13 protein-coding genes, 8 tRNA genes and 1 pseudogene are annotated in these 21,658 nt (G+C 74.4%); 10 read left to right on the top strand and 12 right to left on the bottom strand.

What is annotated here, in order from left to right; all coding sequences use genetic code 11:
- The first annotated feature begins 249 nt into the window (after positions 1–249).
- Entirely contained in the window at positions 250–4,239 is a 3,990-nt protein-coding gene (gene cobT, locus BOQ63_RS33890) for a nicotinate-nucleotide--dimethylbenzimidazole phosphoribosyltransferase (protein WP_150476216.1), read from the top strand.
- A 128-nt stretch (positions 4,240–4,367) separates the two neighbouring features.
- Entirely contained in the window at positions 4,368–5,615 is a 1,248-nt protein-coding gene (gene cobA, locus BOQ63_RS33895) for a uroporphyrinogen-III C-methyltransferase (protein ID WP_030553640.1), read from the top strand.
- Positions 5,616–5,657: 42 nt separating this feature from the next.
- Here cobA and BOQ63_RS33900 read toward each other — a convergent pair whose 3' ends face one another.
- Positions 5,658–8,399 carry a SpoIIE family protein phosphatase gene (locus BOQ63_RS33900; RefSeq protein WP_078938553.1) on the bottom strand — a complete coding sequence of 914 codons (2,742 nt, stop codon included), beginning with the start codon at positions 8,397–8,399 and terminating at the stop codon, positions 5,658–5,660.
- A gap of 89 nt (positions 8,400–8,488) precedes the next feature.
- Between BOQ63_RS33900 and BOQ63_RS33905 the strand changes: the two genes are divergently transcribed.
- Complete coding sequence (locus BOQ63_RS33905; protein WP_030286304.1) at positions 8,489–9,295, top strand: TrmH family RNA methyltransferase; 807 nt, start codon at positions 8,489–8,491, stop codon at positions 9,293–9,295.
- 1,984 nt (positions 9,296–11,279) lie between these two features.
- Here BOQ63_RS33905 and BOQ63_RS33910 read toward each other — a convergent pair.
- Positions 11,280–12,530: pseudogene (locus tag BOQ63_RS33910) on the bottom strand (serine/threonine-protein kinase); the annotation flags it as partial.
- A gap of 405 nt (positions 12,531–12,935) precedes the next feature.
- Between BOQ63_RS33910 and BOQ63_RS33915 the strand changes: the two are divergent.
- Positions 12,936–13,136, top strand: coding sequence for a hypothetical protein (locus tag BOQ63_RS33915; RefSeq protein WP_030286307.1), 201 nt, complete (start codon positions 12,936–12,938; stop codon positions 13,134–13,136).
- Between the two features lie 301 nt (positions 13,137–13,437).
- Here the strand turns inward: BOQ63_RS33915 and BOQ63_RS33920 are convergent.
- The 6 genes from BOQ63_RS33920 to BOQ63_RS33945 all read right to left on the bottom strand — a co-directional run bounded on the left by BOQ63_RS33920 (position 13,438) and on the right by BOQ63_RS33945 (position 14,075).
- Positions 13,438–13,509 (bottom strand) — tRNA-Val (locus tag BOQ63_RS33920).
- A gap of 44 nt (positions 13,510–13,553) precedes the next feature.
- A tRNA-Val gene (locus tag BOQ63_RS33925) sits at positions 13,554–13,625 on the bottom strand.
- A 44-nt stretch (positions 13,626–13,669) separates the two neighbouring features.
- Positions 13,670–13,741 (bottom strand) — tRNA-Val (locus tag BOQ63_RS33930).
- A gap of 41 nt (positions 13,742–13,782) precedes the next feature.
- Positions 13,783–13,854, bottom strand: a tRNA-Val gene (locus tag BOQ63_RS33935).
- A 34-nt stretch (positions 13,855–13,888) separates the two neighbouring features.
- Positions 13,889–13,962 (bottom strand) — tRNA-Cys (locus tag BOQ63_RS33940).
- Between the two features lie 40 nt (positions 13,963–14,002).
- Positions 14,003–14,075: transfer RNA gene (locus BOQ63_RS33945), tRNA-Gly, on the bottom strand.
- Between the two features lie 330 nt (positions 14,076–14,405).
- Here BOQ63_RS33945 and BOQ63_RS33950 point away from each other — a divergent pair.
- The 3 genes from BOQ63_RS33950 to BOQ63_RS33960 all read left to right on the top strand — a co-directional run bounded on the left by BOQ63_RS33950 (position 14,406) and on the right by BOQ63_RS33960 (position 17,350).
- Positions 14,406–15,569: a chorismate-binding protein gene (locus BOQ63_RS33950; RefSeq protein WP_078938943.1), complete on the top strand. Its 1,164-nt coding sequence runs from the start codon at positions 14,406–14,408 to the stop codon at positions 15,567–15,569.
- A 12-nt stretch (positions 15,570–15,581) separates the two neighbouring features.
- Complete coding sequence (locus BOQ63_RS33955; protein WP_072655506.1) at positions 15,582–16,412, top strand: aminotransferase class IV; 831 nt, start codon at positions 15,582–15,584, stop codon at positions 16,410–16,412.
- Between the two features lie 80 nt (positions 16,413–16,492).
- On the top strand, positions 16,493–17,350 hold the full coding sequence (locus BOQ63_RS33960) for a GNAT family N-acetyltransferase (protein WP_030286313.1): 858 nt from the start codon (positions 16,493–16,495) through the stop codon (positions 17,348–17,350).
- Positions 17,351–17,378: 28 nt separating this feature from the next.
- On the opposite strand, the gene BOQ63_RS33965 is transcribed toward BOQ63_RS33960, so the two are convergent.
- On the bottom strand, positions 17,379–17,879 hold the full coding sequence (locus BOQ63_RS33965) for a DsbA family protein (RefSeq protein WP_030286315.1): 501 nt from the start codon (positions 17,877–17,879) through the stop codon (positions 17,379–17,381).
- Positions 17,880–17,989: 110 nt separating this feature from the next.
- On the opposite strand from BOQ63_RS33965, the gene BOQ63_RS33970 reads away from it, so the two are divergent.
- Entirely contained in the window at positions 17,990–18,451 is a 462-nt protein-coding gene (locus BOQ63_RS33970) for a hypothetical protein (RefSeq protein ID WP_030286317.1), read from the top strand.
- Between the two features lie 58 nt (positions 18,452–18,509).
- On the opposite strand, the gene BOQ63_RS33975 is transcribed toward BOQ63_RS33970, so the two are convergent.
- A complete protein-coding gene (locus BOQ63_RS33975; protein ID WP_072655508.1) occupies positions 18,510–19,079 on the bottom strand; it encodes a CGNR zinc finger domain-containing protein in 570 nt (189 codons plus the stop codon).
- Positions 19,080–19,484: 405 nt separating this feature from the next.
- The gene (locus BOQ63_RS33980) at positions 19,485–19,898 is read right to left on the bottom strand and encodes an SsgA family sporulation/cell division regulator (protein ID WP_030056266.1); all 414 of its coding nucleotides are present in this window, start codon (positions 19,896–19,898) and stop codon (positions 19,485–19,487) included.
- Positions 19,899–20,345: 447 nt separating this feature from the next.
- Here BOQ63_RS33980 and BOQ63_RS33985 point away from each other — a divergent pair.
- Both BOQ63_RS33985 and BOQ63_RS33990 read left to right on the top strand, forming a co-directional pair.
- Positions 20,346–20,417 (top strand) — tRNA-Val (locus BOQ63_RS33985).
- A 212-nt stretch (positions 20,418–20,629) separates the two neighbouring features.
- Positions 20,630–20,701 (top strand) — tRNA-Val (locus tag BOQ63_RS33990).
- A 59-nt stretch (positions 20,702–20,760) separates the two neighbouring features.
- Here BOQ63_RS33990 and BOQ63_RS33995 read toward each other — a convergent pair.
- Complete coding sequence (locus tag BOQ63_RS33995) at positions 20,761–21,528, bottom strand: 3'-5' exonuclease (RefSeq protein ID WP_072655509.1); 768 nt, start codon at positions 21,526–21,528, stop codon at positions 20,761–20,763.
- Positions 21,529–21,658 lie beyond the last annotated feature (130 nt).

Raw genomic sequence — 21,658 nt, forward strand, 5'->3', positions numbered from 1 at the left:
GTAGGGTCCGGTGCGGTCGTGCCGGTTGCTCCGGGTTGTCGTTGTTTCAGATGGTGCACCGTCCTCGCGGGCGGTGCCCGGGCCGGGGTGCCGCAGCGCGCCGGAAGGACTTGGGCCGCAGCGCCACGGCGCGGCGGCCGCGTGTGGTTGAGGGGCGGGTCGGTGCAGGTCCGGCCCGTGCGGATGGGCGCTGCGGTCGGTGATCGCGTCGCCAAGGGGCGCGGCAGCGGCCTGGAAGGAGCTTTGACAATGACCGATGGCGGCCACGTCCCGGGCGAGGGACTGCCGGAGCACCTGCACGCCGGGCCCGACCCGCTCGGCGGACCGGAGGGCGTCGCGGGCGTTGCACCCCTGCAGGGCGTCGCGACCGACGGCGGCGTGATCCCCAACCCGGCGGCGCCGACCGGCGCGATGCCCGGTGCGGTGCCCGGTGCGATGCCCCCCGGCGCGGGCGTGATCCCGCCGCAGGGCCAGTCGAACTTCACCGTCCCCGGAGTGCCGCCCCAGGCCGTCCCGGGCCAGGGCTGGGCCGTCGATCAGGGCGCGGCGCGCCCCGCCTTCCACTTCGTCGACCAGCCGGACGGGCTCGACGACGAGGACGACGTCCTGCTGATGCCCGGTCCGCAGGGCTCCTGGGGCGCCGAGCAGGCGCCGTTCGCGCCGCAGGAGGGCACCCCGGTCGAGCCGTCCTGGCCGCCGGTGGACCCGCCGGTGCTCGGCGGCGAGCACCTGACGCAGCAGCACGTCCAGGCGCAGCCGCACGTCCAGCAGCCGATGACGCAGGCTCAGCCGCCCCGCCGGCCGCTGCACGCCGGCCCGCCGATTCCGGACCCCTCGCTGATGACCGGCCAGGTGCCGGTCCGTTCGCTGGCCGACCGCGGCCCGTCGCAGGGCGGCACGCCGGCGCACGGCATCCCGGTCGTCGGCCGCCCGCCGATGGGCGAGGCCGCCGGGCCGGTCCCGGGCACCGTGCCGCAGGGCGTGCCGCAGGCCGCCCCGACGGCGCCCGTCGCGCAGGTGGCCCCGGTGGCCGCCACGGTCGAGGGCGGGCCGGAGGCGCACCAGGTGCCGCAGGGTCAGGGCTACCAGCAGGTGCCGCTGGCCGGGCAGCCGGTCGAGGGCCTGATGGGCGTCGAGACGGTCGGGGCGATCGAGGTGGTCGAGGTCGTCGAGCTGCCGGAGGCCGTCCAGGCCGTGCCGGTCGCCGAGGCCGCGCCGGCGCCCGAGGCCGTGCCAGCTCCCGAGGCCACCCAGGTCACCCAGGCCGTCGTGGTCGAGCCGGTCCCGGCGGAGGCCGCCGCCCAGCCGGTCGCCGAGCAGGGCGCCGGGGCGGTCGCGGTGGAGAGTGCCGCGGTCGAGACCGTGGTCGTCGACGCCGCCGCCGTGGAGACGGCCGTGGCCGAGGGCGTCGCCGTCGAGGGCGCTGCCGAGGCCCTCGCCGCGGAGGGCGTCGCGGATGTCGTCGCAGAAGGTGTCGCGCCCGCCGAGCAGCCCGAGGGCGCCGCTCCGGCCGGTCAGCCGCGCCGGATCTCCGCCTTCCTCGCCGCGCCGACCCCGCACGGCCTGCCCAAGGTCGAGGCCGCCCAGCAGGCCCCGGCGGCCGGGGAGACGGCGCAGGAGCAGCAGCCCGCCCCCATAGCGCCCGCCGACGCGCCGCAGGCCGCCGAGCAGGCCCCGGAGGCCGAGGCGGTCCAGGCGGCGGAGCTGACCGGGTCGGCCGAGCAGGTCGTCGAGGCCGTGGAGGCCGTCGAAGCGGCCCAGGCTGTCGTGGTCGAGGCGGTGGCCGAAACCGCCGCCGGTACCGGTGAGATGCCCTCCGGGCAGGCCGTCGCCGAGACCGCCGGTCAGGAGACGGTCGCCACTGAGCCGATCATTGCCGAGCCGATCGTCGCCGAGCAGGCCGTCGTCGCCGAGCCGGTCGCCGTCGAGGGTGAGCAGGTGCAGCCGGAGGCCGTAGCGGCCGAGCAGCCCGCCGAGGCCCCGGCCGGGCCGGTCGCGGAGCAGGCCGTCGAAGCCGTTGTGGACCAGCCCGTCGAGCAGCCCGTGGAGGCCGGTGCCGACGCCGGTGCCGAGGCCGCGCAGCCCGTCGAGGCCGCCGCCCCGGAGGCCGAGCCGCAGCCGACGGCCGAGGCCCTCGCACAGCCCGCCGAGACCGCGGAGACCGCGGAGACGTCGGAGACCGCCGAGCAGTCTTCCGGGGCCGCGGCCGCCGGGGCGCCCGCCGTCGAGGAGCCGCAGGCCGAGCCCGTCGCCGCCGGGCCGGAGGCCGTCCAGGAGGAGCCCGCCGCCCAGCCGGTCGCGGAGCAGGCCGCCGAGCAGCCCGAGGCCCCCGCCGCCGAGGAGCCGCAGCCAGAGGCCCGGGCCGAGCAGCCCGCCGACCAGCAGCCCGCCGACGAGCAGCCCGGGCAGCCCGCGGAGTCCGTCGAGCCGTCCGAGGCGCCCGCCGCCGAGGACGAGCAGCCCGCCGAGCCCGCCGAGCCCCGCGGCCCGGCCGCCCCCGGCTACGACGAGGCCGGCCGCGACGCCGTCCACCAGGTGATCCGCGAGCGCCGCGACATCCGCAACGGCTTCCGCCCGGACCCGATCCCGCACGAGGTGCTGATCCGCGTCCTGGAGGCCGCCCACACCGCGCCCAGCGTCGGCTACTCGCAGCCCTGGGACTTCGTGGTGATCCGCTCGGCGAAGACCCGCAAGCGGATGCACGCCCTGGCCGAGCGCCAGCGCGAGGCGTACGCGGACTCGCTGCCGAAGGGCCGGGCCAAGCAGTTCCGGGAGATCAAGATCGAGGCCATCCTCGAGACCCCGGTGAACATCGTGGTCACCGCCGACCGCACCCGCGGCGGCCGCCACACCCTGGGCCGGCACACCCAGCCGCAGATGGCCCCGTACTCGGCCGCCCTGGCCGTCGAGAACCTCTGGCTGGCCGCCCGCGCCGAGGGCCTGGGCGTCGGCTGGGTGAGCTTCTTCGACGACGAGCAGCTGGTCCGCGAGCTCGGTCTGCCCGAGCACCTGGAGGTCGTCGCCTACCTGTGCGTCGGCTTCGTCGACTCCTTCCCGGACGAGCCGGAGCTGGAGCAGCAGGGCTGGGCCAAGAAGCGCCCGCTCGCCTGGGTCGTCCACGAGGAGCAGTACGGCAACCGCGCCCTGCCCGGCGAGGAGCCGCAGAGCCTGCTGGCGGAGACCCTGCGCGGCATCCGTCCGCTGGACGCCAAGGCGCTCGGCGAGGCCTGGGACCGCCAGAAGCGGATGACCAAGCCGGCCGGTTCGCTCGGCATGCTGGAGATCATCTCCGCCCAGCTGTGCGGTCTCTCCCGCAAGTGCCCGCCGCCGCTCCCGGAGCCCGCCTGCGTGGCGATCTTCGCGGCCGACCACGGCGTGCACGCCCAGGGCGTCAGCCCGTGGCCGCAGGAGGTGACCGCCCAGATGGTCGGCAACTTCCTGGCCGGGGGAGCGGTGATCAACTCCTTCGCCAAGCAGATCGGCACCGAGGTCTGCGTGGTGGACGTCGGCGTCGCCGCCGAGCTGCCGCAGGCCGTACAGCAGGGTCGCGCCACCGGTCTGCTGCCGCGCAAGGTCAAGCCCGGCACCGCCGACATGACCCAGGGCCCGGCGATGACCCGCGAGGAGGCCCTCCAGGCCGTCGAGGTCGGCATCGAGACCGCCCGCGACCTGGTCGCGGCGGGCAACAAGGCACTGGTCACCGGCGACATGGGCATCGCCAACACCACCGCCTCGGCCGCCCTGATCTCGGTGTTCACCGGCCTCGACCCGGCCGAGGTCACGGGCCGCGGCACCGGCATCGACGACGAGACCCACGCCCGCAAGATCGAGGTCATCCGCGCCGCGCTGGCCCTGCACCAGCCCGACCCGAACGACCCGATCGGCGTCCTCGCCGCCGTCGGCGGCCTGGAGCACGCGGCCATCGCCGGCTTCCTGCTGGGCGCAGCCTCGCTGCGCACCCCGGTGGTGCTGGACGGCGTGATCGCCGGTTCGGCCGCGCTGGTCGCCAAGGCGATCGCCCCCGAGGTGCTCGCGGCCTGCATCGCCGGCCACCGTTCCGCCGAGCCCGGCCACCAGGCCGCGCTGGCGAAGCTGGGCCTGCGTCCGCTGATCGACCTCGACCTGCGGCTCGGCGAGGGCACCGGTGCCCTGCTGGCGCTGCCGCTGGTGCAGAGTGCGGCCCGCGCGATGCACGATGTAGCCACCTTCGACTCCGCCGGGGTCACCGAGAAGGCCTGACCGCCCGCTCCCCGCTCCGCGGACCGGCCCGAGGGCGCGCCGGTCCGCGCAGCGGCGTACCGCCGACCGGCATTGCCGGGCGGCGTGCCACCGCACTGCCCCAGATCCCACTCCCAGGAGCACCGCCGATGACCGCGCCCACCCCGCACCCCAGCACCGAGGGCCGCACCCCCTACCCGGTCGGTCTGCTGCTGGCCGGCCGCCGTGTCGTGGTGGTCGGCGGCGGCCAGGTCGCGCAGCGGCGGCTGCCGGCCCTGATCGCCTCCGGTGCGGAGCTGCACCTGATATCCCCGGCCACCACCCCGGCCGTCCAGGCCATGGCCGACGCGGGCGAGCTGACCTGGCACGCCCGCCCGTACGCCGACGGCGACCTGGCCGGCGCCTGGTACGTGCTGGTCGCCACCGACGACCCGGCGGTCAACACGGCCGTCAGCGCCGAGGCCGAGCGCGAGCGGGTGTTCTGCTCCCGCAGCGACGACGCCTCCGCCGCCACCGCCTGGACCCCGGCCAGCGGCCGCGACGCCGGTGCCACCGTCGCCGTCCTCACCGGCGACCCCCGGCACTCCGCCGCCCTGCGCGACGCCATCGTCGGCGGCCTGCGGGACGGCTCGCTGGCCGCCCGCTCGTACCGCTCGCGCGGCGCAGGCGTCGCCCTGGTCGGCGGCGGCCCCGGCGACCCGGACTTGATCACCGTGCGCGGCCGCCGACTGCTCGCCGACGCCGACGTGGTGGTCGCCGACCGCCTCGCCCCGCGCGAGCTGCTCGCCGAACTGCCCGAGGACGTCGAGGTGATCGACGCCTCGAAGATCCCGTACGGCCGCCAGATGGCCCAGGAGGCGATCAACCGGGCGCTGATCGAGCACGCCGAGGCCGGGAAGTTCGTGGTCCGGCTCAAGGGCGGCGATCCGTACGTCTTCGGCCGCGGCGGCGAGGAGCTGCTGGCCTGCGCCGAGGCAGGCGTCCCGGTCACCGTGGTGCCCGGCATCTCCAGCTCCATCAGCGTCCCGGAGACGGCCGGCATCCCGGTCACCCACCGCGGGCTGACCCAGGAGTTCACCGTCGTCTCCGGCCACGTCGGTCCGGACGACCCGCGCTCGGTCACCAACTGGCAGGCCGTCGCCGGGATGAGCGGCACCCTGGTGCTGCTGATGGCCGTGGACAAGATCGGCGCGATCGCCGCCAAGCTGGTCGAGCACGGTCGCCCGGCCGACACCCCGGTCGCCGTCGTCCAGGAGGGCACCACCGCCGCCCAGCGCCGGGTGGACGCCACCCTGGGCACCGTCGCCGCCGTGGTCGAGGCCGAGGGCGTCAAGCCCCCCGCGGTGATCGTGGTCGGCGACGTGGTGAACGTCCTGGCCGCCGCCTTCCAGCGCTGAGCCCTCGCACGCCCGGAGTGGGAAGTCGGCCGGTCCGACTTCTCACTCCAACGGCTGCTCCGTCCAGATGACCTTCCCGGTCGCCGTGTAGCGCGTCCCCCAGCGGTTCGCGAACTGCGCGACCAGGAACAGCCCGCGCCCGCCCTCGTCCTCCGTCGCCGCGTACCGCAGGTGCGGCGAGGTGCTGCTGCCGTCCGACACCTCGCAGATCAGCGAGCGGTCGCGCAGCAGCCGCACCCGGATCGGCCCGGAGCCGTAACGGATCGCGTTGGTCACCAGCTCGCTCAGGATCAGCTCGGTGACGAACGCCGCCTCGTCCAGCCCCCAGTCCGCCAGCCGCTGCGCCACCTGCGCCCGGACCGCCCCCACCGCCGCCGGATCGGAGGGCACGTCCCACTGCGCGACCTGGTTCGGCGCCAGCACCCTGGTCTCCGCGACCAGCAGCGCGATGTCGTCCTGCGGATGAGCGGGCAGCATCGCCCCGAGCACGTCCGCACAGGTCTGCTCCGGCGTGCGCGGCGGCCCGCAGAGGGCCTCCCGCAGCAGCGCCAGCCCCTCGTCGATGTCCCGCTCGCGGTCCTCCACCAGCCCGTCCGTGTACAGCACCAGCCGGCTGCCCTCGGCCAGCTCCACCTCGGCGGTCTCGAACGGCAGCACCGCCAGCCCCAGCGGCGGCCCGGTCGGCAGCTCCGGGAACGACACCCGGCCCTGCGGGTCCACCACCGCCGGGGGCGGGTGCCCGGCGGTGGCCAGCGTGCAGCGCCGCGACACCGGGTCGTAGATCGCGTACAGGCAGGTCGCCCCGGTCAGCCCGCCGCTCTCGCCGCCGCCCGCCTCCTCCTGGTCGATCCGGTTCACCAGTTCGTCCAGGTGGCCCAGCAGCTCGTCCGGCGGCAGGTCGAGCGTCGAGAAGTTGTGGATCGCCGTCCGCAGCCGTCCCATCGTCGCCGCCGCGTGCAGCCCGTGCCCGACCACGTCACCGACCACCAGCGCCACCCGCGCACCCGGCAGCGGGATCACGTCGAACCAGTCCCCGCCCACCCCGGCCTGGGCCGGCAGGTAGCGGTGCGCCACCTCCAGCGCGTTCTGCTCCGGCAGGCTGCGCGGCAGCAGGCTGTGCTGCAGGGTCACCGCCATCGCGTGCTCGCGGGTGTACCGGCGCGCGTTGTCGATGCACACCGCCGCGTGCGCCACCAGCTCCTCGGCCAGCGTCAGGTCCTCCACCTCGAACGGCTCCGGCCGCTCCGCACGCCAGAACCGGACCACTCCCAGGAGCACCCCGCGCGCCCGCAGCGGCACCCGTACCAGCGAGTGCACCCCGTACGCCAGCGCCTGCTCCGCCCCTTCGGGATCCTGCTCCCGCCAGGCCCGCGCCTCGGCCAGCCGCGGCTCCAGCCGGGGCTGGCCGCTCTGCAGTGCGCTGGCCAGCGGCGTGGCCGGCACCACGTCCAGGGCGGTCCCCGCCGGGTAGAACGGGCCGTTCTCCCCGGTCCCGACGACGGCCGCCCGCCGCATCCGGTTCAGCGAGGTGCCCCGCGGCAGCTCGTCGCCCGAGAGCACCTGCTCCGCGAGGTCGACCGTGGCGAAGTCCGCGAACCGCGGCACCGCGACCTGCGCCAGCTCTTTCGCGGTCCGGGTGACGTCCAGCGTGCTGCCCACCGTCATGCCGGCGTCGTACAACAGCCGCAGCCGGCGCTGCGCGCCCTCGGCCCGTCCGGTCAGCGCCATCAGCTCGGTGGAGTCGCGCAGCGTGGCGACGCAGCCGGGTGGACCGCCGTCCTGGTCGGTCAGCCGGACGTTCACCGCCAGCAGCCGCTCCCCGGCCAGCACCACCTCGTCGGTCACCGGGTGATCGGCGGTCAGCAGTTCCAGTGCGGCCGGATCCAGGCCCAGCTCGGTCACCGGACGGCCCTCGGCGTCCGGCGGCAGGCCCAGCAGCCGGCGCGCCTCGTCGTTGCAGAGCAGCAGCCGCCCGTCCCCGGCGACGATCATCACGCCCTCGCGCACCGCGTGCAGCACCGCCGCGTGGTGCTCGTACATCCTGGTCATCTCGACCGGGCCCAGCCCGTGCGTCTGCCGCCGCAGCCGCCGGCTGATCAGGGCCGTGCCCAGCGTCGCCAGGCCCATCGCGCCCGCCGCCGCGCCCAGGACCACCGGCAACTGGCGCTCGCTCGCGGTGGAGACGTTGCTCAGGGTGACCCCGGCCGAGACCAGCCCGACCACCGAGCCGTCCGGCGCGTACACCGGGACCACCGCCTGGACCAGCGGGCCCAGCGTGCCGGTGACGTGCTGGGTCACCACCTGGCCGTGCAGCGCGGGCTCGTACGTGCCGACGAACTTCTGCCCGATCCGCGCCGGGTTGGGGTGGGTGTAGCGGATGCCCTGGTTGTTCAGCACCACGATGAAGTCCACGCCGGAGGCGATCCGAGCGGACTGCGCCTTCGGCTGCAGGATCGCGGTCGGATCGGGGGAGCGCAGCGCGTCCACCATGCCCGGCGAGTTGGCGAAGGACTGCGCCACCGCCACCGACCGGTTGCGCGCCTCGCGGTCGGCGTCGGTGCGCGACTGCACGACCAGCGCCACCGCGGCCCCCGCCGCCAGCAGCAGCACGACCAGGATCTGGAGCGCGAACACCTGCCCGGCCACCGACCGGTGCCGTGCCGGCCGCGGACGCTTCGCGCGTGGCAGTTGTTGCCGACCGTGTGGGCGCCCACCGAAGGAGCCGGCGTCGCCGGTGGCACCAGAGGCCGACGGAGCCCAGGATCGGCCCGGATTTCGGGCCATACGGTCATGTTTGCACTCCGGCCAGTCCGCGACCACCCCGTCCCCTGGACCGTTTGGCCTTCCCAGCCCCGGCTTGGCAAGATCGCAGGGTGTCCGAACCCAGCACCATCACCGACCCTGCCGATCCCCGCCTCGCCGACTACACCGGCCTCACCGACGTCGAACTGCGCCGCCGCCGCGAACCCGCCGAGGGCCTGTTCATCGCCGAGGGGGAGAAGGTCATCCGCCGCGCCCTCTCCGCCGGCTACCGGATGCGGTCGATGCTGCTGACCGCCAAGTGGCTCGACGTGATGGCCGACGTCATCGCCGACGCCGACGCCCCCGTCCACGTGGTCGAACCCGCACTCGCCGAAGCCGTCACCGGCTACCACGTCCACCGCGGCGCCCTCGCCTCGATGGAACGCAAGCCCCTCCCTGACGCCGCCTCCCTGCTCACCGGCGCCCGCCGCGTCGCCGTCCTGGAAGGCCTGGTCGACCACACCAACCTCGGAGCCATCTTCCGCAGCGCCGCCGCCCTCGGCATGGACGCCGTCCTGCTCTCCCCCGACTGCGCCGACCCGCTCTACCGCCGCGCCGTCAAGGTCTCCATGGGCGCTGTCTTCGCGGTCCCCTACGCCCGCCTCGACCCCTGGCCCGCCGCCCTCGACACCGTCCGCGACGCCGGCTTCACCCTCCTCGCCCTCACCCCCGCCGAAACCGCCGTCGACCTCGCCACCCTCACCCCCCACACCCTCCCCAGGACCGCCCTCCTCCTCGGCGCCGAAGGTGACGGCCTCACCCCGCGTGCCATCGCCGCCGCCCACCACCCCGTCCGCATCCCCATGGCCCACGGCATCGACTCCCTCAACGTGGGCGCCGCCGCCGCCGTAGCCTTCTACGCCGTCACCACCCCCTGACCCCCCGCCCGCCAGCTCTCCTCCCGCACCCGAACTCGCCCCAACCGCCATCCCAACCGTCCCTCGCAGCATCAGCTCGCACGCCACGAACCGGCCCGCCCAGCCCGATACGTCCACCCCCCAAACGCACCCCCCTCCCGCACACCGGCCGACCCCTGCACATGAAACCGGCCCATCCGACATCGCGCCTCTGCCGCACACCCCCGCGTGCCCCAACCCGGCGATCCGCCGCCCGACTACCCCCTGGTCCTTACGGCGCCGGCTAGCCCCCCGCAGGCCCCCGCCCGGGGAATTCGCCCCATCGGACCTCCCACCCCGGCCGCACAGCCTCCCGCGTCCCGGCTCGGTGGTCCACCCACCCCAACACCCCTCCCCAGCCCTGCGGCGGCAGCCCTCCTCCCGCACACGAATCCGCCCCGCACGAGAAGTCAACCCGTCTGATTTCCAGCCCCGCACCGGCCCGCGCGCCTCGGTCCGGCGGCCCACCCCGCCCGAGCACCCCTTCGGCCCTTGCGGCGTGAGCTCTCCGGCCACGAACCGGCCCGCCCCTGCGCCGATGTCGACTCGACCCTTCGCGGGATTCGCATCCTGGTCCCGGCCCTGCGGCGTCGGCCCTCCTCCCGCAACCAATCCACCTGCACAGGAGGTCGTCGGACTTCTCGCCCCGGCCACAGAGCCTCGCGCGCCCGGAGCCCGCCCAGTCGCCCCACCCCCATCCGTTTCCCGGATCTTGCGGCGCCAGCTCTCCTTGCGCATGTCAATCGGTGGGACGTCCCGGCCTCGCCGCACAGCCGTGCGCACCTCGGTCCGGTGGCCCATCGCCCGGGCACCGCTCCGGTCCTGCGCGAGCTCTCCGGTCACGCACTGACCGGTCCCTGTGCCGGATGCCGGCTCCACTCGTTTGCGGAGTCCGCACCCTGATCTCGGCTTTGCGGTGTCAGCTCGCGTCCCCCCTGCATAGGAAGTCGGCCCATCCGACTTCTGGTGCGGAGGCCCCAGCCACTTCTCTCACATGCCCGTTCTGTCGGCGTCCGGTGTAGGTGTGCCGCCCGGGCAGCTCTGGCTCGGCGTTGCGTTGGTTGCCGACGCCTGCCTACCTCCCGCGGCGCGGGCCGGGTATCTCATCGGCGTCGGCTCGCCGCGCGGCCGGTTTGCCGCGTGCGCTCCCGGGCCCACTGCGCGCAGGAAATCCAGCCGACTTCCTGTGCGTTCCTCGCGTCATTGCGCGCCGCAGTCGCTCTGCCGCGCGGCCCGCCGCCGTCCTGCGCCCGGTGCCCGCGCGCCGGAAGTCGGCCGGGCCGACTTCCGGTGTGCGGCTTCAGCCCGTCGCGGCGGCGGTGGGTGGGGCCGGGGCGGCGGCCGGGGGAGGGCTGGTGGGGGAGGCGCCGCCGGAGGCGCCGGCGCCGGGCCAGGACTCGTCGAGGGTGCCGTCGGCGCGCACGGTGTAGCGGGTGGAGATGACCGCGCCGGTGGCGGCCACGCGTTCCTCGCGGACGACCGCGCTGCCGTCCAGGCGCCACGTGGTGGTGGCCTGCGGGTCGGCGGTGGAGGTGCGGGAGGCGCTGGCGACCGGGGTGTCCCCGGTGAAGGTGTAGAGCTGGACGAGGTCGACCGGTGCCGACCCCTCCGCCCGCCGCAGGACGACGACCGCGGCCGGCTGGCCCTTGTACCGAGCCGGCAGCACCGCACTCAGCGCGAGCTGCGGTCCGGCCCCGGCCGAGCGCCCGTCCTTCAGCGGGACGGCGGGCCCGCCCGGCCCGTCGGAGTAGGTGCGGTTGGGCCAGTCGACCACGGGTCCGGGCCCCTGCGCGGGCGCCAAGGCACCGTCCGCCGTGCCGCGCGCGGCCGCCGGGAGCGGGGTCGTGGTGGCCCGCGGCGCGACGTCCACGGAGGTCCCGGGCACGGCCTGCTCGCCCCCGCGGTGCCCGGTGTTCGCCGCCACGGTCTGTCCGACCAGCGGCCGCGCCCCCTGGTTGCTGCGGTTCTCGCAGCCCTGCGCCGCCGCGATGGCCAGCGCCACCCCGATCGTCACGGTGACGAAGACCACCAGCCGTTGCCGGAGCAGCCGCTGCCGCGCCGTGCCGGGCCGCCCGCCGGGGGCGGGGGTGTGCTGGCGCTCCCGGGGCCGCTGGCGGGGCGGCGGGGGCGTGTGCGGGCGCTCCCGCAGCGGACGGGTGACCGGCGTGGCCTCGGGCCGGGGGAGCGGGCCGCCCTGCGGGCGCCGTGCGGCAGCCCGGGCCCGCAGTGCCGACGCGGCCGGTTCGGGCGAACGCCCGGGGGCCGGAACGCCCTGCCGTCCGCCGTCCTGCTGCGGCGCCCGCGGCGGACCGGCGGGCGTCGCGGGCTGCCCGGCGGCCGGGGCGGCCGGGGCCGCGCCTCGCCGCGTCGCCCGCCCGTTGCCACCGGTGGCCGCCGCCCCGCGGGCCGCGAGCTCGCTGAGCCGCTCGTGCAGTGCGGCCGCGCCGGGCCGCTCGGCGGGCTCCTTGGCGAGGCAGGCACGGATCAGCGGGGCGAGCTGCGGCGGTACGGCCGACAGGTCGGGTTCCTCGTGGACGACCCGGTACAGCATCACTTCGGAGGACGCCCCGGAGCCGAACGGGGTGTCCCCCGTGAGCGCGTACGCGAGGGTGGCCCCGAAGGCGAAGACGTCGGTGGCCGGGGTGACGGCGGCGCCGCGCACCTGCTCGGGTGCGAGGAAGCCGGGGGAGCCGACCGCCGTGCCGACGTGGGTGAGGGTGCTGGCGCCGCGCGACCACGCGATGCCGAAGTCGATGATCCGCGGGCCGCGGGGCGAGAGCAGGATGTTGGAGGGCTTGAGGTCGCGGTGGACGACCCCGGCCTCGTGCACCTTGACCAGCCCGTCGGCCAGCGCGGCCCCGATCCGGGCGGCGTCCGGCCAGCTGAGCGGCCCCTCGTCGCCGACCTGCTTGTAGAGGGACGGCCCGGGGACGTACGCGGTGGCGAGCCAGGGGCGGTCGGCTTCGATGTCGGAGCCGACGACCCGTGCGGTGCAGCCGCCGCGGATCCGGGAGGCGGCGGCGATCTCGCGGGCGAAGCGGGTGCGGAACTCCTGGTCCTCGGCGAGTTCGGCGCGGATCAGTTTGAGGGCGACGCGCTGTCCGCGGCGGTCGGAGCCGAGGTAGACCACGCCCATGCCGCCGGCTCCGAGTCGCCGGTGGAGGCGGTAGGGCCCGACGATGCGGGGGTCCTCACGCCTCAGCCGCATCATCGCCATGTCTCGTTCCCCGTCAGCCTGTGGGTGAGGCCCCGTCGGTTGGGGCATCGTCAGTTCCTGTCTGGCACAGCTTACGGACTGCCTGCTGCGGTGTGCTGATACGCAACACCTCAAGCCACCGTGCGATTGTCGGATCGTGCTCTGAGCTGCAGGTCACAGGGACGCCGAATCGTTTCTCGGGGTTGCCCCTCAGGGTTCCCTCGGGGGCGGGGGGAGTCGGCCCTCCCCCTCCGGTAGTACGCCTTGAGTTGGAGCGTCATCCTCCGGGATGCCCGAGGAACAGTACGACGGCATGACGTCCGAACGGCCCCCTGACCAATAGCGTTGTGCTCAGCGGTGGACGGGGAGCTCGTCCCCCGAGGTAAGCCGTCCACCGCCCCACTCGACCGGATCAGGAGCAAGGCCATGGCAACGCAGCAGACGGGCACCACCCGCCGCCGTCGGCCGGCCTTCACCCAGCCCCAGTCCGCCGAGCAGCGCACCCGGCACCCCGCCGTGGCGCTGGCCATGGCCCTGCCGTGCGCCGTGCTCCTGGTACTGCTGTTCGGCGGGTGGGAGCAGATGGCGAAGCAGGCCGAAGCCCTGGCCGAGCTGATCGGCCGCTGAGGCAACCCAGGCCGCCCAGGCCGCCGAGGCCGAGGAAGCCACTGAAAGAGGAACACCAGAACGGGCACTGTTCCCCTGGGGACGGGGAGCAGTGCCGCCGGGGAGGCCGCGGCCGCGATGACACGCGGACGGGCGAGAGCGGTGCGCAGAGCGCCCCGGCAGGCGGAGACGCCGCGTACGGACGTCGGTGAGGGCGACCGTACGCGGCTCTTCTCTTTCCGTCCCCCGGGAGCATCCACCGCCGGAACGACGAAAGGGCCGAGGCCGCGACCCTGACGGATCGCGGCCTCGGCCGTTACTGTGCGCGATACTGGGATTGAACCAGTGACCCCTACCGTGTCAAGGTAGTGCTCTCCCGCTGAGCTAATCGCGCCTGGTGTGGCGGTTGTGCAGCAGGCCCCGAGGGGCCCGTTACTGTGCGCGATACTGGGATTGAACCAGTGACCCCTACCGTGTCAAGGTAGTGCTCTCCCGCTGAGCTAATCGCGCCTGGTGTGGCGGTTGTGCAGCAGGCCTCGAAGGGCCCGTTACTGTGCGCGATACTGGGATTGAACCAGTGACCCCTACCGTGTCAAGGTAGTGCTCTCCCGCTGAGCTAATCGCGCCTGGTGAGGCGTTCCTGCAGCAGGCCCTGTAGGGCCCGACGTGCGCGATACTGGGATTGAACCAGTGACCCCTACCGTGTCAAGGTAGTGCTCTCCCGCTGAGCTAATCGCGCGGGGAGGTCTCCCGGAAGAACCGGGAGAGCCTCTTGGAGGTGGAGACGGGATTTGAACCCGTGTACACGGCTTTGCAGGCCGTTGCCTCGCCTCTCGGCCACTCCACCAGGCAACACACGAAGAACGATCTTACACTGTTCTCCATCGAGCGGACGACGAGATTCGAACTCGCGACCCTCACCTTGGCAAGGTGATGCTCTACCAACTGAGCCACGTCCGCCTGTCTCCCGGGATCTTCACCGCTTTTCTTCGGCTGCGCTCCCCGGCGACGTGTTGAACTCTAGCGGATTCCCGGGCCAGCTAAAAATCCGTTCCCGCAGCGTGCCGAGGGGATGCCCCGCCGAGTGCCGTCCCGTCAGCCCTTCCGACCGGTCACCGGCCACCACCTGCGGCGCTCCCGGACGATCATCCGCAGGTCACCGGGCGCACACCCGCCCGACGCACTCAGCTGCTCGTACGCGGGGCGCGGGGAGTTCCGCGGCCGACCGGGGCCGCGCCCCCGGACCTACACTTCAGGCACCGCTGCCCAGTACCACCGAGCAGGAGAACCGTGTCCGGCCACCCCGACCCCCGCACCCCGCTCGCCCGCTTCGGAGGCCGCGTGGCCACCGGACTGCGCGACGTCACCTCGGACCCGGCCGCGCTCGAATCCTCCGGCTACTGGGCCGTCGCCCACGACTTCGAGGGCCGGCTGATCTGCGCCCGCTTCGACGACGTCCGCCCGGCCTCCGCCCCGCCCTCGGGCGCCGGCTGGCACGGCCCGGACGCCGGCAGCTGGCACAGCTCCCTGGACCGCGCCGCCTACACGGCGGGCGTGCGCCGCATCCGCGAGCACATAGCCGCCGGCGAGGTCTACCAGGCCAACCTCTGCCGAGTGCTGTCCGCACCGCTCCCCGACCCCGACCGCAGCGACATCGACGCCCTCACCGGCCTCCTCGCCCACGGCAACCCCGCCCCCTACGCGGGCACCATCCGGCTGCCCGAGCACGGTGTCGAGATCGCCACCGCCTCCCCCGAGCTCTACCTGCACCGCAGCGGACGCACCGTCTCCTCCGGCCCGATCAAGGGCACCGGCCGCACCGAGGACGACCTCCTCGAGAAGGACCACGCCGAGAACGTGATGATCGTCGACCTGGTCCGCAACGACCTCGGCCGGGTCTGCGAGACCGGCAGCGTCACCGTCCCTGACCTGTGCGTCGTCGAGAAGCATCCCGGCCTGGTCCACCTGGTCTCCACCGTCGAGGGCACCCTGCGCGACGGCGCCGGCTGGCCCGAGCTGCTCACCGCCACCTTCCCGCCCGGCTCGGTCACCGGCGCCCCCAAGTCCAGTGCCCTCCGGATCATCGACGCCCTGGAGACCGCCCCTCGCGGCCCCTACTGCGGCGCCGTCGGCTGGGTCGACGCCGACCGCGGCGTGGGCGAACTCGCCGTCGGCATCCGCACCTTCTGGCTCGACCGGCAGGACCCGGAGGCACCCGTCCTGCGCTTCGGCACCGGCGCCGGCATCACCTGGGGCTCCGACCCGGACCGGGAGTGGGCGGAGACCGAACTGAAGGCCGCCCGACTGGTCGCGATAGCGTCGGGCAGCGACACCGGCAGAGGCAGCGAAACCGGCGAAGGCACCAACACCGGCAGAGGCACTTACACCGGTAGTGACACCGACACCGGCAGCGCCGCCGAAACCGCCACCGACCACGAGCCGCACCGCGCCTAGGAGCAGCCCCCGATGCACAACCGCACCACGAGCTGGGTCAACGGCTCCCTCGTCGACTCCGCCGACGCCGCCGTTTCGGTCCTCGACCACGGCCTCACCACCGGCGACGGCGTCTTCGAGACCATGAAGGCCGTCGACGGCCGGGCCTTCGCGGTCACCCGCCACCTCGACCGGCTCACGCGCTCCGCCCGCGGCCTCGGCCTGCCCGACCCTGACCACGACCTGGTCCGCGAGGCCTGCGACCAGGTCCTCGCCGCCAATCCGGCCCCGCTCGGCCGCCTGCGCGTCACCTACACCGGCGGCAACGCCCCGCTCGGCTCCGAGCGCGGCACCACCGGCCCCACCCTGGTCGTCGCACTCGGCGCCATCAACCGCCGCCCCGACGAGACCGCCGTCGCCGTCGTCCCCTGGCGCCGCAACGAGCACAGCGCCGTCGCCGGCCTCAAGACCACCTCCTACGCCGAGAACGTCGTCGCCCTCGCCGCCGCCCACCGCGTCGGCGCCTCCGAAGCACTGTTCGCCAACACCGCCGGCCGGCTCTGCGAGGGCACCGGCTCCAACGTCTTCGTGGTCATCGGCGGCCGCCTGCTCACCCCCACCCTCGCCTCCGGCTGCCTGGCCGGCATCACCCGGCGGCTGGTCATCGACTGGTGCGGCGCCGAGGAGACCGACCTGCCGCTCAGCGCCCTCCAGGACGCCGAGGAGATCTTCCTGACCTCCACCACCCGTGACGTCCAGGCCGTCACCCGCGTCGACGACCGCGAACTGCCCGGCACCGGCCCGGTCACCGCCAAGGCCATGACCGTCTTCGCCGAGCGCAGCGGCGACGACCTCGACCCCTGATCCCACCCCCGGGGCGGCGCCCCGGCCAGACGGTGCGGGCGGCGCGGATAACCTTCCCGGCGAGGGGAAGGGACCACCACATGACCACCACGCTGCGCCCCGAGGGCCCGGAGACACCCACCACGGCCGGCGGCCGCACCAGACGCTGGCGGATCCTGAGCAACGGTCACCAGGTCGGCGCCCTGCGCACCACCTCCGCCCGCCATGGGACTCAACTCTGGGGCGAGATATCTGAGTTGGAGATCACCGAGGCCCGCGGCCGGGGGCGCGGCACCTTCGGCGCGCTGGCCGCGGAGGAGGTGCTGCGCAACTGGGGCTGCGCCCGGGTGGACGTGGTCGTCCCCGAGTCCGCCCAGGCCGCCCGCGGACTCGCCGCCACCCTCGGCTACGCCGAGCGGATGCGGAACCTGGGCAAGAGCCTGACCGCCGCCCCGCCGCTGCCCGGCGGCGTCACCGCCCGCCCGATCGGCGCCGCGGAGTTCCCGGCCTGGCTCGACCGGGCGGCCCGGGCGTACGTCCGCTCCCTGATGGACTCCGGCCTCACCGAGGAGCAGGCCCGGGCCAAATCGCGCCTGGACCACCACAACGTCCTCCAGCAGGGTGCCGACACCCCCGGCGTCGTCCTGCGCCGCCTCTACCGGGCGGGCGGCGACGACCGGGCGGCCGCCGAGCCGCTCGGCTCGCTCTGGGTGGACCTCCACCTGCGCGACCTGCCGGACGGCACCCCGCTCGCCTGGGTCATGGTGGTCGAGGTGTCCCCGGCCCACCGGGGCCGGGGACACGGCCGCACCCTGATGCTGCTCGCCGAACGGGAGTGCCTGGCCGCCGGAGTGCGCGAACTCGGCCTGAACGTCTTCTCCGGCAACGAGGTCGCCCTGCGGCTCTACGCCTCGCTCGGCTACCGGGTGGTCAACCGCTGCTACGGCAAGCAGCTCTGAGGATTTGACGGAACGCCAGCGGACGGCGTCAGGAAGCCCGCGCCGCCTCGATGACGGCCACGATCCGCTCGCGCAGCCCCTCCTGGTTCTTCCCGCCGTCCAGCAGCTGCCCGCCGATCACGTACGTCGGAGTGCCGGTGACCCCGATCGCCTTGCCCTCGGCCTGGTCGGCGTCCACGGTCAGCATGTGCCGGCCGTCGATCAGCGCGGTGTCGACCTCCTCGACGTCCGCCCCGACCTCCCGGGCCACCTCCAGCAGCACCTGCTGCCCCCGCGCGTCCAAGTCCTCGACCCGGGCCAGCAGCGCCTCCACGAACGGCCACCCCAGTCCCTGGTCGAACGCCTCCTCCGCCGCCTCCGCCGCGGCGTAGGCGTGCTTGTGCTTCTCCAGCGGGAAGTGCCGCAGCTCCACGGGGAGCGCGTCGCCGTACTGCGCGCGCAGCGCCCGTACGTCGTCCAGCGCGGTGCGGCAGTCCGGGCACTGGAGGTCGCACCAGAACTCGAGGCGGGGGAGGGAACCATCGATCATCCCCCCAGTGTTCCACTAGTGGGTGCCCGCTCCCGCCCGGCGGTGCGCCCGAGGGCGGACCGACAGGGGGCACCGATGACCAGGACGATCGGAAGCGAAGGGGCCCACTCGTGCTGACCGCCGCGATCACTTTCCTCCTCACGGCCGGTGGAGTGGCCGTCGCGGGCCTGCGGGCCCGGCGGCGTCGGTTCCTCTCGGCCACCCGCTGGTTCGCGGTGGCGCTGCTGCCCGCCGGCCTCTACCTGACCGGGCTGTTCCCGCTGGCGAGCACCATCGGCAGGGAGTTCGCCGACTGGGCGGCCAAGCTGGTCTTCGACCCCCGGGTGTGGGCCGGCATCGTGCTGCTCGGCGTCTCGGCCGTGCTGCTGGTCACCACCCGCTGGGTGGGCCGCCGGGGCGCCGTGGAGACCCCGGCGGAGCGTCCGGCCGCCGGAGCGGCTCCCGAGCGCCCGGCGGTGGCCCGGGCCGCCAAGGCACCGAAAGCACCCGAGAAGCAGCAGCCGGGCAAGCGGGACGACGGCCTCGGCGACTTCGCAGACATCGAGGAGATCCTCCGCAAGCGCGGTATCTGAGCCGAGGGCGCGCGGGCGGACGGGCGCACCCGCCCGCACGGGGACCGGCCGCAGGGCGTCAGGCGGAGGCGACGGCCTCCGCCGACCGCTGCCGTGCCCGGTAGGCGGCCACGTGCAGCCGGTTGCCGCAGGTGCGGCTGTCGCAGTAGCGCCGCGAACGGTTCCGGGAGAGGTCCACGAAGACCCGCGCGCAGTCCGGCGCCCCGCACCGGCGCAGCCGCTCCCGCTCGCCCGCCATCAGGATGAAGGTGAGCGCCATGCCCAGTTCGGCCGCGAGGTGCGGACCGAGCGCGGCGTGCGGCGCGAAGTAGTGGATGTGCCAGTCGTGGTGGTCGTGGTTGACCAGGCGGGGCGTCGTCCCGGCGGCCGCGACGATCGCGTTGACCAGATCGGCGGCCTCGTCGGTGGACTCCGTCCCGAACACGTCGCGCAGCCGGGTGCGCAGCTCCTGCACCTGGCGCAGGTCGTCTTCGGTGAGCGAGTCGATCTCGCTGATCTCCTGGCGGCGCACGAAGGCGTCCAGCGCGGCGATGTCCGGCAACCGCTCGTCGCCGCACACCTCGGGCGCGGTGTTGAGCAGATCGACGAGGATGCTCAGCGCGCACTCGGTGTCATGGGTGATCAGCACGTTGGGACTCCTCGCGCAGGGGGACTCCGGTACCCCGCGTCCACGGTTACCCCAGACCATACCGGCCCTTGGGGCGTAAGGGCGGCGCGTTTGTTCGAAGCCGTGTGCGGATCCCGGCAGAGTGTCCCAAAGCGGTCGCAGGATCCCACGCCGAGCCCCGCCGTACGGCCCCGCGGGGGGACGCAGGCGCCCGGCAGCGAGGCCGGCCACCCGTACGGATGGCCGGCCTGGTTGCCGGGCGCCTGCGTGGTGTGGGCCCGCTCCGGCGGGAGCGGGCCGTTCACCGGCCCCGAGACCGCGTCGTGCGCGGCTGAGTCCGCTGCCGTGCCCCCGAGTAGGACGGCCGCGATGACAGCAGGAAGCACGGCCCCGCCGACAGCGGGGCTGGACCGCCTACGGTCGGAGTCAGCTTTCGGCGAGGATGTGGGACAGCTCCCGGTCGAGGTCGAAGTGACGGTGTTCGGTGCCGGGGGGCACCGCGGCGTCCGTCCGCTTGAGGAAAGACTCAAGCGCCCGGGCCGGGGCCTCCAGCAGGGCTTCTCCTTCCGGAGAGCTCAGGGCGATGCAGACCACCCCTTGCCCGTGGCTGCGCGACGGCCACACCCGGACGTCGCCGGTACCGGTGGGTCGGTGCAGCCCCTCCGCGAGGAGATCTCGGGCGAACACCCACTCCACGGTCTCGTCGGCGCCCGTGTGGAACGTGGCGTGCACGGCATAGGGGTCGGCGGTGTCGTAGCGAAGGCCCGCGGGGACGGGCAGTGAGGACTCGCTGGACACGATGAGGCGCAGGTGCAGCTCGCAGCTGACCGTGGTGTTCATAAGCGCCATGGCCTTTCGCTCAGTGTGCGCTCGGGGAATCGCACGTCGGCGAACGGACCATCCCACCCCCAAGACCGATGTAAACCCCTCTGTCCCGATTCGGGCGCGAGTCGTACCCCTTACGGCGCATTGCGGAATCATCACGGAGTACCCGCCCGGGGCATTACCGGCGGTTCTTCTCGGCCGGGATTCCGGGCCGGTCCGTACCCGGCCCGTACGAAGCACCGGGGAGGCCGGGAACAGGGGAGCGGATGGTGCGGCCGGACCCGACGAGTCGTGCGCGCGGGCGGGAGGCGTGGGCGGGGGAGGCGGGCCGAGGACGGGCCGGGGCCCCTGGGTGCGGGGGCGGAGCCGGGCGGGTGCCGCCCTGGGGCCCCGGGCGGGGGCTGCGGGTGGGCGGGGTGTTCGGAGCACCCTCCGGGATGCGGTAATGTTTTCCCTGCACCCGGGCGATTAGCTCAGCGGGAGAGCACTTCGTTCACACCGAAGGGGTCACTGGTTCGATCCCAGTATCGCCCACCGGAATGCATTGTGATATGTGAGGCCCAGTCGATTATTGGCTGGGCCTCACATGCATTTCCGGAATCCCGCCCGAAGTACCGGCCGCTAATCCGACTGAGGCTTAGTCACCTTCCGTGCGGAGCGCGAGTTCTGCGGGTCCGTCGGCCGTCCCCCGGAAGAGCGAGTTGTACGACCGCCCCCGAATGGTGCTACAGTTCTTCTCGTTGCCCGGGCGATTAGCTCAGCGGGAGAGCACTTCGTTCACACCGAAGGGGTCACTGGTTCGATCCCAGTATCGCCCACCGGACAGCACGCAGGCCCTGACCAGGAAACCGGTCAGGGCCTGCGGCGTTGCCGGGGCCTACGCCGCCGCCTCGCAGCCGTGTTCGGGGTCCAGCCGGCGGCCGCACACGCACCGGGCCGGCCGCAGCGGCCAGGACACGTCCACCCGCTCCGGCGTCCCCGACCGGTCGAACCAGGCCTGCAGCCCGCGCGCCTGCGCCGCGTGCCAGACCGCCTGCCGCAGGTGCAGCTCCGCAGCCGACAGCCCGCCCAGCGCCGCCGGATAGCGGGCGCCTATTCGCCGGACCAGCGACATGGCCGCCGTCGCGTCCGCCGCCGCGTCGTGCGCCCCGGTGAGGTCCACCCCGTAGTGGGCGCACAGGTCGGTCAGCGTCCGGCGGCCCTTGCGGTAGCGGTCCACGTGCTTGTCCAGCACCCGCGGATCCAGCACCACCAGCCCTGCTCCCCCCAGCCCGGCGTTCAGCGTCAGCCCGTGGTGGCGGCGCAACTCCCGGTCCAGCAGCGTCAGGTCGTAGGGCGCGTTCATCACCACCACCGGGCGGCCGGCCCGGGCCTGGCCCGCCAGCGCGCGGGTGACCTCCGCCACCACCACCCGGGCCGGCCGGCCGTACGCCCGGACCTGCTCGTCGGTGATGCCGTGCACCGCCCGGGCGCCGTCCGGGATCGGCACACCGGGATCGGCGAGCCAGGTGGTGGTCTGCGCCGGGGCGCCCGGGGCGAGTTGGACGACCAGGGCGGCCGAGACGATCCGATCGGTCTCCACGTCCACGCCGGTCGTCTCGGTGTCGAAGGAAGCGAGTGGGCCGGTGTACCAGTGCTGCTGCATGACTGCCCCTCAGGCGTGCGTTCTGCGCCCGGGTGATACCCGTTTCTGACGCCTGCTCAACCCGTTTGGCCCAGCCCCGACCGGGGATCCTGCCCACGACAGTCCCGTCCGAATCCGGACGGGCCCGGAG

The organism is Streptomyces viridifaciens, assembly GCF_001888885.2.
Taxonomy (GTDB): domain Bacteria; phylum Actinomycetota; class Actinomycetes; order Streptomycetales; family Streptomycetaceae; genus Kitasatospora; species Kitasatospora aureofaciens.